Here is a 10,104-nt window from a genome sequence, read left to right on the forward strand (position 1 = left end):
ATTTTATCACGCCCAACCAGGGCGTGATAAAATCCCTGTTGTCGAACCAAATCGACCAATAAGGTTTGATACAAATCAGCAATGTACTTAAGTTGTTGTTCATCAGCTAATTGGCTTAACTCTAACGTCTCTACTGCTTGGGTAAATGCGCTAAATAAGGGTGAATGACGTAAACATGTCACATTAACCTGTTGCGACAAACACCATTGCGTAAAATCTTGTTTAAGCATGGGTAAATCAAGTAACCATTCACCGGGGTAATCAACAATATCCACATACAAGGTTGCGGTATCGGTTAATTTAGCTAACAAACCTTGCTGAGGCTGATACTTAATCGCTAAACGTAATTCGGTAATGTTTTTGGTGGAAGCAGGCCAATACGGAGGTGATGAACATAATGCATTCATTGCGCCTTGATAATCAAAACTGGCAATGTCTAAATCGGGTTGCATAGCACGGTTAACAGCAATTAACCGACCTTCGCGAGCTACTTGCCATAATGGTAAAGGATTATGCTTGGCGCCTTTTCCTGCATGCAATAACTGGTTAACTAGGCCACTAATAAAAGCAGTTTTACCTGCACCGGATAACCCAGTGACGGCTAATCTAACATGACGATCGGTACTGCGGTTAACAATAGACTGAGCCGTTTGGCTGACTTTAAACAAGGAACGATCTAAAAATCTCATGATGGCTGATGGCTCCCAAAAAAACACGGGCGGATAACCGCCCATTAGAAGGATTAAAGACTATTGATTTGGCGTTTAAGATCAAAGTTGTCTGAGGTGACATGTTCTTCGAGTCGTCTTAACCGGAATTCTAATCCGTTAAATTGACGATTAACATCAAACAATGCTTGCTTTGCAGGCTCACCCGCTTGCCAAATTTTCTTTTTAACTTCAATATCTTTGTGATGTTCTTTGTGGTCTAAGCTTTGTGGTTTAATGTCTAATATCATCCATAAAGCGATATACACAACAAACACAATCCCTGTTCCACCGAGTAAGAATATCGACACAGCAATGACTCGTACTAGCCATGTTTCAAAGTTAAAGTAATCTGCAATACCTGAACACACCCCAGCCACTTTACCACTTTTTGGGTTGCGGTATAGAGTACGACCATTAGATGGGACCATGTTTTGCTCTCCATTCTGGTGATTCAGTATCTAGAATCGCTTCTAATGTTTCAATGCGACCGCTCATTTTTTCAGCTTGCGCAATGAGCCCATTAAGCTGGTTAAATTCTTCCTCGGTGAGCCCCTGGCTCACTTGTCGCTTACTGCGATAATGAAGAACCAACCAGATAGGTGCCACAACCACCATAAAGATGATAATTGGGGCAATAAGAAGATCCATATCCATAACTCACCTCTGAATAAATTTACGCTTTAGATTTAGGTTGTGCTTTCGCACTCATTTTTGCTTTTAATGCTGCTAATTCATCATTCACAGAGTCTTCTGCTTCTAATGCTGCAAACTCGTCAGCTAGAACGTTCTTTTTGCCTAAATCATATGATTCTACTTGTGCTTCAAGTCCTTCAACTCGGCGCTCGTATTGTTCAAACTTCATCATTGCATCATCGATTTTGCTTGAATCAAGCTGCTTTTTGACTTCTAAACGTGAAGTGGCAGTTTGCTTACGCATAATGATGGTTTTTTGACGAGCACGAGCATCATTCAATTTTTCTTGAAGTTGAGCGATTTCATCTTTTAAACGAGCGACATGCTCTTCAACAACTTGCAGTTCCATTTCAAGTGTTTGCAATAAACCAACCGTTTTTTGCTTTTCACTCAACGCGGCTTTGGCTAAGTCTTCACGATCTTTAGATAACGCTAACTCAGCTTTACTCTGCCAATCTTGAACTTGCTCTTGAACACGAGCAATCCGACGAAGTAATTCTTTTTTCTCTGCTAATACTTTAGCGGAGGTTGAACGTACTTCAACAAGTGTGTCTTCCATTTCTTGAATGATAAGACGGACCATTTTTTCTGGATCTTCGGCTTTATCAAGTATTGCGCTGATATTTGAATTAACGATATCTGCGAAGCGAGAGAAAATTCCCATAATGTGTTCCTCAAAATTAACGTGGATGTCGCAGTTGGTATTACACATTACGTGCCAACATTTACAAATGCAACAACATCATAGGCTTAAACAAATATTTAACTTTTGCTTTCTTTTAACACTCAAGCCATTTATTATGATTTTCACCAATTATTAGTCTAATTCACTAACAATTTTGCGAGTAAGCTAACTGTGAGCAAACAATTCCAGCAAGACAATCTCATCGGCCAATCTAATGCACTACTTGAAGTATTAGAGCATGTGTCTAAAGTCGCGCCATTATCTAAGCCGATTCTCATTATTGGCGAACGTGGAACGGGTAAAGAATTAATTGCCGAACGACTACATTACTTATCCCCTCGTTGGGACCAAAGCTTTATAAAGCTTAATTGTTCTTCATTAAGTGAAAACTTACTCGAAACTGAGCTTTTTGGCCATGAATCTGGCGCATTTACTGGTGCAAAAGGACGACACGAAGGCCGTTTTGAGCGCGCCGATGGCGGCACACTGTTTTTAGATGAACTAGCCAACACTTCTGGATTAATCCAAGAAAAGTTATTACGTGTCATCGAATATGGTGAATTTGAACGTGTGGGTGGCAGTAAAACGGTTCAATCTGATGTGCGGCTTATTTGTGCCGCCAATGAAGATTTGCCCACCTTGGCTGATAATGGTGAATTTCGAGCGGACTTACTCGATCGTTTAGCCTTTGATGTGATCACCTTGCCACCATTAAGACACAGAACCGAAGACATTATGCCATTGGCAGAACACTTTGCGATTAGTATGGCAAGGCAACTATCACTCGAATATTTTAGTGGTTTTAGTCCGTTAGCGATTGAGCAATTAATGATGCACAGCTGGCCTGGAAATATTCGAGAATTGAAAAATGTCGTCGAGCGAAGTGTTTACCGTGAAGGCGCTGATGGCCAAGAAATTGATCATATTATTTTAGATCCTTTTGCGTCACCCTATCGTCCTGTAAATCGTGTCAAAACTCGCGAACGTCAATTTAATCCGATAGAGCACTCTCCAGCATCTGTGACTGAAGCGACTGAGTTAAATGTTAAAACGGAAACATCAGTCGTGCTTAATAGCATCGAATTCCCGATTGATTTTAAAGAGTACACCGAAAACAGCGAAGTAGAATTATTGCAACGAGCATTAGCTGAAGGCCAATACAATCAGAAAAAAACCGCCGATTTGTTAGGTTTAAGCTACCATCAGCTTCGAGGTATTTTGAAAAAATACAACTTACTCGACAAGAGCTGAGTCAAGCTTGGATATGCTCATTGCCCCAATGCAATGAACACTGTTAAAATAGCCACTCAAAGTCGATAAAATATGATTACACTATGCCTGTTATAGTAAAACGCTGGTTTCAGCAGATGTCTTTATGTCTCTCCAGTATCGTGCTGGCTGCATGCGGACAAGTGCAATTGCCTTCTGGCCTGGTGTATTGCAGCGAAGGTAACCCTGAAAGCTTTAACCCACAGCTTGTTACATCAGGTACCACTATTGATGCAACTTCACATCAAATTTACAGTAGACTTGTCAATTACAGCCAAGAAAAAGCCGAGATCACACCCGGTTTGGCCACATCATGGCAGGTGTCCGATGATGGTTTAAGCTATGTTTTTACTTTACGTGAACATGTGAGTTTTCATAAAACCCGCCATTTTACTCCAGCAAGAGACTTTAATGCCGATGATGTGCTGTTTTCATTTAATCGCATTATTGATCCACTGCACCCATATCACCTAGTCAGCAGAACCGGTTACCCATTCTTTCAAAGCATTGGTTTTGCTGATTTAATTGGCTATATTGAAAAAGTAAACGATTACCAGGTTATCTTCCATTTAACTCGAAAAGACGCTTCTTTTTTATCTAATCTTGCGACTGATTTTGCCGTAGTGTTATCTGCAGAATATGGTTATCAGTTATTGGCACAAGGCACTCCTGAAGATATCGATTACTACGCAGTAGGCACGGGACCATTTCAGCTCAATCAATATGTTAAAAACGAATATATTCGCTTTAAAAAGAATCCTGTCTATTGGGGCCCTACGGTTGAAATTGATCAATTAGTATTTGATATCACCCCAAGAAGCACTGCACGCATTGCTAAATTAATTACCGGAGATTGCAGTGTTTCAGCATTACCCAAAGCCGGTGAGCTGGCCGTTCTTGACCAACATAAAGATATTATTATCGATGCAAAACCTGGATTGAACGTGGCATTTTGGGCATTTAACACCCAAAAACCGCCATTAGATGATGTTCGTGTAAGACGAGCGCTTGCGCATGCTATTGATAAAAATAATATTTTAGACGTGGTGTATAACGATACCGCTGTTGAGGCCACAGGCGTTTTACCTCCGGCATCTTGGGCTTACAGCAAAAACCTTTCACCGAATGAATATAATCCGGAAAAAGCAAGGGTATTACTGCGTCAAGCAGGCGTATCTAACTTATCCATTAATGTCTGGGCTATGCCAGTAGCACGAATTTATAATCCGAGTGCATTAAAAACAGCAGAATTAATTCAGGCCGATTTAGCCCTTATTGGCGTAAAACTGAATATCATTAGCTATGATTGGAGTGTATTCACCCAGAAGTTAGCCAGTTCGAATTATGATTCAGTGCTTATTGGTTGGAATGCCGATAATAGCGACCCCGATAACTTTTTTACGCCACTGTTAAGCTGCGCGGCATTAGCCTCTAACAATAATCGATCTCGTTGGTGCAACAAAGATTTTGAACACCTGCTAACCCAAGCTCAGAGTGTATCGACTCAACCTGAGCGCAAAGCATTTTATCAATCAGCTGAAGCCATTATTAGCGATCAAGTTCCGCTAGTAACGCTCGCGCATGCCAAAAAAGTGGTGCTGAAGAAGAGCAATATTACTGCGATGCAAATTAGACCTTATGGTGGTATATCTTTTGCCAAAACAACCCAAACAATAGAGGGAAAGGAATAAATGTGGCGTTACCTTTTTAGTCGCATAACCCTGTTTGTGGCCACATCGCTACTAATGGTGGCCGTACTCTTTATGGCATCGGGGCAGTTTCCGGTCAGTAAGGCGTATTCGTTGTCGGGGGTTCAATATCCAACGATTGATCAACAACAACAAATTGAGCAAGATTATCAACTAAATGATAATCAATTATTGCAATTTACCGCCTATTTACGTCAACGCCTGTCGGGTAACTTCGGTATTTCCAGTAACTCGCAGCAAGAGGTATTAGAGGAGCTTGAGGCAGTATTGCCTGCATCTTTTGAATTATCATTATTCTCTGGCTTTATTGCCGTATTTTTTGGCGTACCCATTGGCGTGCTGGCCGCATTAGGTAATAACAAGGCGCTTCAACGCAGTATTTTAGCCATCACGTTAACGGGCTATTCTATCCCAGTTTTTTGGCTCGGCTTGACGTTATCAATGTGGTTTGGCGTTAATCTTGGCTGGTTGCCCATTTCAGGCCAAATTAATTTACTTTATGAAATTGAACCTGTAACGGGTTTTATGCTGGTCGACACCTTATTATCTGATTCTAGCTATCGTATTCCGGCGTTTCATGATGCTTTATTACACTTGATTCTGCCTGCGGTCACCTTAGCGGTGCTTCCTTTTACATTAGTGGTAAGGATCACCCGACAAGCCATTTTAAATGTGATGAATCAAACCTATATTCGCGCCGCTGAAGCTCGCGGTTTACACACGGCTAAAATACTACTTCGTCACGTATTACCCAACGCCTTAATTCCGGTAATAAAAAGCATTGGTTTAATGCTGGGATCATTCGCCAGCTATGGCATTGTGGTTGAAGTGATATTTTCGTGGCCAGGGGTTGGTAGTTGGTTAGTGTCGGGCATTTACCAGCGTGATTATACAGTTATTCAAGCGGGTATCTTATCTGTATCACTCTTAATTATTTTCTTAAGCATTTTGATTGATTTACTGCATACCGCAATCAATCCAATGAGCAGAAAGGAATTGTATGCCTCGAATTAAAATATACCAGGAAGACCATATAGCCTCGCCTATGTGGCGAATGTGGCAAACATTCTCTGCGAACCCATTTGCGGTAATAGGTCTGTGGGCGGTGATATTTTTATTAATATTAACCATTTTCGCCCCATTCATAGCGCCTTATTCAGCAGAAATGCAAGATCAACAAGTATTACTTTTACCGCCATCATGGGATCCAGCGGGTTCAGTAGAACACTTCCTTGGAACAGACGATCTAGGACGAGATATTTTTAGTCGTATTTTACACGGCGTACAATTAACCTTTGGCATGTCATTATTAATTGTTACTGCTTCACTGATATTTGGTTTTGTTATTGGTTCGCTTTCAGGAATGATGCACGGCATCAAGTCGAGTGTGTTGAGCCACTTGCTCGATTCATTATTGTCTATCCCATCGTTATTAATGGCTATTCTAGTGGTCGCTGTCATGGGTCCTGGGCTTAATAATGTGTTTTGGGGTGTTGGGATTGCGATGGTTCCACAATTTGTTCGTGCTATCCATCTAGCGGTTCACGAAGAGTTGCAAAAAGAGTATGTTACCGCGGCTAAATTAGATGGAGCCAACTCTTTGCAAGTGTTTTGGTACGTCATTATGCCCAACGTATGGGATGTGGTGATTATTCAGGTCACTATGGCAATATCAGCAGCAATACTCGATATTGCCGCCCTCGGTTTTTTAAATCTTGGTGCTCAAGCACCGAGTCCAGAATGGGGTGCGATGGTCGCACAAGGACTTGATAATTTACTGCTTGCGCCTTGGACCGTGACTATCCCAGGTATCGCGATTTTGTTTACCGTACTGTCGGTCAACTTGGTCGGCGATGGCTTACGTTCTGCGCTTGCACCGATAAGAAACTAACCTATGCCTTTACTCGATATTCGTAATCTCACCATTGAATTAGATACTCCTGAGGGCACCGTAAAAGTGCTCGAAAAAGTCAGTTTGACTATCAATCCAGGAGAAATCCATGGACTTGTTGGCGAATCAGGTTCTGGGCGCAGTTTATTGGCCAAAGCGATTTTAGGGGTATTGGGTCCTAATTGGCATATCATTGCTGACCGTATGATGTGGGACGGAAAAAACTTATTAGAAATGAGTTCCAAGCAACGACGCTGCCTGATGGGCAGCGAAATGGCAATGATTTTCCAAGATCCTTCAGGCAGTTTAGATCCGGTAAAAACCATTGGCAGTCAATTGATTGAAGCAATGGTGCCCAACAAAAACATTCCTTTTTGGCGACGTGGAAAGGCGACTTATTTAAACGCGCAGAAATGGCTTCATAAAGTCGGCATAAAAAAACCAAAACTGCTGATGAAGTGTTATCCATGGGAGTTGTCTGAAGGCGAGTGTCAAAAAGTGATGATCGCAATGGCCGTGGCAAATCATCCTAAACTGCTGATTGCCGATGAGCCAACCAACTCAATGGAACTCAATACCCAAGCACAAATATTTAGGTTGTTGTCGCAACTCAATCAACTGCAAAATGTATCAATTTTATTAGTCAGCCATGAGTTAGAAACCATGGTGCACTGGTGTGATAACTTAACAATTTTGTACAGTGGTCAGGTGATGGAATCGGGCCCTGTGAGCGAAATGGTAGCAATGCCGTTCCACCCTTACACTCGGGCATTATTAAAAAATCTACCTGACCATACTGAAAAAATGCGTCATAAAGCTAACTTACCCACACTGCAAGGCTCTTCGCCGTCGCTGCAGCATTTACCTGCCGGTTGTCGGCTTGGTCCACGCTGCCCAGAAGCCCAACGCCAATGTGTAAAACAGCCTAATCTTGAACATATTAAAGACCGCTATTTTGCCTGTCATTTCCCTTATAAAAGTGAGCAAGAAGATGACGATGCCATTGCTTAAAGTAAACGACTTAAGTAAACAATACTTAACCGGTTATAAGCATTTTAAACCTCAATATTATCAGGCTCTCTCTCCGGTTTCATTTGAACTCGGACGTGGTGAAACCTTGGCTATTGTAGGCTCGGTTGGCTCGGGTAAAAGTACTCTCGCCCGAATTTTAGTGGGTGCTGAACAACGCAGTGGCGGCGAAATATTTTTTGAAGGTGAAGCCTTAGAAATGCGTAATTTAAAGCAACGGTGTCGGTTGATACGGATGATTTTCCAAGATCCGACCACTTCGCTTAACCCACGTTTATCGATTGGTAACTTGCTTAAAGAACCATTACGGTTTAATACCCAATTAAGCTCCACCGAACGAAAAACATTGGTGATTGAAACCTTAAGAAAAGTCGGATTATTACCTGAACACGCAGAGTTTTATCCGCACATGATTTCCGAAGGCCAAAAACAGCGTGTCGCCGTTGCGCGTGCCTTAATGCTTAACCCTAAAATTATTATTGCAGATGAAGCACTAACAGCTTTAGATTTATCGGTCCGGTCTCAAATTATTAATTTGTTATTAAAGCTGCAAAAAGAGATGGGGTTATCGTATATTTTTGTGTCACATAATTTGAATATTATCCGTCATGTTAGCGATAAAATTATGGTGTTGCAAAATGGTCATATGGTCGAGAAATCAACTACTGAGGCCTTATTTACGTCACCACAACATGAATACACCCAACGACTCATTCAAGAACAAAGTCAATTTATGCAAAAGCGCTAAACTGCTCCAACCACTGTGGTTTTGAGGGCGTTTTAGAAAAAATCAGTGCCATTTGGCCGTCGAACTATTTATCCTAGAGCCAATGTTAAAGGAAGAAGCTTAAATATGATTATTAAACCTAAAATTCGTGGCTTTATTTGTACCACTACTCATCCAGTAGGTTGTGAAGCCAACGTTAAAGAACAAATCGAACTCATTAAAGCCAAAGGCAAAATTGCTAATGGGCCTAAAAAAGTATTAGTAGTCGGGTCTTCAAGTGGCTATGGTCTTTCGTCTCGTATCACCTCAGCATTTGGTAGCGACGCAGCCACTATTGGTGTGTTTTTCGAAAAACCAAGCTCTGAAACCAAACCAGGCACAGCAGGTTGGTACAACACTGCGGCATTTGATAAGTTTGCTAAGGCAGAAGGCTTGTATTCAAAAAGCATTAACTGTGATGCATTCAGCCATCAAGCAAAGCAACAAGTCATTGAGCTTATCAAGCAAGATTTAGGTCAAATCGACATGGTGGTTTACTCACTGGCTTCTCCAGTACGTAAAATGCCTGACACCGGTGAAGTTATCCGTTCATCACTTAAGCCAATTGGGCAAACGTATACTGCCACGGCTGTTGATACCAATAAAAACACCATTATCGATACCTCTGTAGAGCCTGCTACTGAGCAAGAAATTGCCGATACCGTCACGGTAATGGGCGGCCAAGATTGGGAATTATGGATGAGTGCGCTAAGCGACGCTGGCGTATTAGCAGACAATTGCAAAACGGTTGCTTATAGCTACATTGGTACCGAATTAACCTGGCCTATTTATTGGCATGGCGCTTTAGGCAAAGCCAAAATGGATTTAGATCGTGCAGCTCACGCCCTTGATAGCAAATTATCAGCTACTGGTGGCTCAGCTAACGTTGCAGTGTTAAAAAGTGTAGTGACACAAGCTAGCTCAGCCATTCCGGTCATGCCTCTTTACATCGCAATGGTATTTAAGAAAATGCGTCAAGAAGGCCTACATGAAGGCTGTATTGAACAAATATACCGCTTATTCAGTGAGCGCCTATACCGTGTTGATGGCCAAGCACCTGCTGTTGATAGCGAAAATCGCTTACGCCTTGATGACTGGGAACTTCGCGAAGAAATCCAGCAGCATTGTCGTGATTTATGGCCACTAGTGACCACTGAAAACTTAAGCGAATTAACCGATTACAATGAATACAAAGAAGAGTTTTTAAAACTATTCGGACATGTACCCGAAATGACATTTTAATTAATCTTAAACGGTTAATATAACAAAGCCCGCACCCCCTTAGAAATTCGGTGATACGGGCTTTTTTGTATCGTTTAAAATGACAACTAACTAAAAGTACCTATCGGTTC

At 41.6% G+C, this 10,104-nt stretch carries 10 protein-coding genes and 1 pseudogene; 7 read left to right on the plus strand and 4 right to left on the minus strand.

Annotated elements, in window-relative coordinates; all coding sequences use genetic code 11:
- From H5202_RS13830 to pspA, 4 genes are all read right to left on the minus strand, one after another.
- Positions 1-689, minus strand: a 689-nt coding sequence (locus tag H5202_RS13830) for a YcjX family protein (protein WP_182772584.1), incomplete at its 3' end; no start/stop codon positions are given.
- Between the two features lie 53 nt (positions 690-742).
- Complete coding sequence (pspC, locus tag H5202_RS13835; protein ID WP_182772585.1) at positions 743-1,138, minus strand: envelope stress response membrane protein PspC; 396 nt, start codon at positions 1,136-1,138, stop codon at positions 743-745.
- The gene (gene pspB / locus H5202_RS13840) at positions 1,125-1,364 is read right to left on the minus strand and encodes an envelope stress response membrane protein PspB (protein WP_182772586.1); all 240 of its coding nucleotides are present in this window, start codon (positions 1,362-1,364) and stop codon (positions 1,125-1,127) included. The genes pspC and pspB overlap by 14 nt, the downstream gene beginning before the upstream one ends.
- 19 nt (positions 1,365-1,383) lie before the next feature.
- The gene (gene pspA / locus H5202_RS13845; protein WP_182772587.1) at positions 1,384-2,067 is read right to left on the minus strand and encodes a phage shock protein PspA; all 684 of its coding nucleotides are present in this window, start codon (positions 2,065-2,067) and stop codon (positions 1,384-1,386) included.
- Positions 2,068-2,259: 192 nt separating this feature from the next.
- On the opposite strand from pspA, the gene pspF reads away from it, so the two are divergent.
- The 7 genes and pseudogenes from pspF to fabV all read left to right on the plus strand — a co-directional run.
- A complete protein-coding gene (gene pspF, locus H5202_RS13850) occupies positions 2,260-3,339 on the plus strand; it encodes a phage shock protein operon transcriptional activator (protein WP_182772588.1) in 1,080 nt (359 codons plus the stop codon).
- Between the two features lie 83 nt (positions 3,340-3,422).
- Entirely contained in the window at positions 3,423-5,048 is a 1,626-nt protein-coding gene (locus H5202_RS13855; RefSeq protein ID WP_182772589.1) for an ABC transporter substrate-binding protein, read from the plus strand.
- Positions 5,049-6,080 (plus strand): ABC transporter permease subunit, encoded by a 1,032-nt coding sequence (locus H5202_RS13860; RefSeq protein ID WP_182772590.1) that lies wholly within the window; start codon positions 5,049-5,051, stop codon positions 6,078-6,080.
- A complete protein-coding gene (locus H5202_RS13865; RefSeq protein ID WP_182772591.1) occupies positions 6,067-6,957 on the plus strand; it encodes an ABC transporter permease subunit in 891 nt (296 codons plus the stop codon). Before H5202_RS13860 ends, H5202_RS13865 begins: the two co-directional genes overlap by 14 nt.
- Before the next feature lie 3 nt (positions 6,958-6,960).
- Positions 6,961-7,968, plus strand: a complete 1,008-nt coding sequence (locus H5202_RS13870; RefSeq protein ID WP_182772592.1) for an oligopeptide/dipeptide ABC transporter ATP-binding protein — start codon at positions 6,961-6,963, stop codon at positions 7,966-7,968.
- Positions 7,949-8,734, plus strand: coding sequence for a peptide ABC transporter ATP-binding protein (locus H5202_RS13875; protein ID WP_182772593.1), 786 nt, complete (start codon positions 7,949-7,951; stop codon positions 8,732-8,734). Before H5202_RS13870 ends, H5202_RS13875 begins: the two co-directional genes overlap by 20 nt.
- 105 nt (positions 8,735-8,839) lie before the next feature.
- Positions 8,840-9,970 (plus strand): annotated as a pseudogene (gene fabV, locus H5202_RS13880) (enoyl-ACP reductase FabV); the annotation flags it as partial.
- Between the last annotated feature and the right edge of the window lie 134 nt (positions 9,971-10,104).

This window comes from Shewanella sp. SG41-4 (genome assembly GCF_014164505.1).
GTDB lineage: Bacteria > Pseudomonadota > Gammaproteobacteria > Enterobacterales > Shewanellaceae > Shewanella.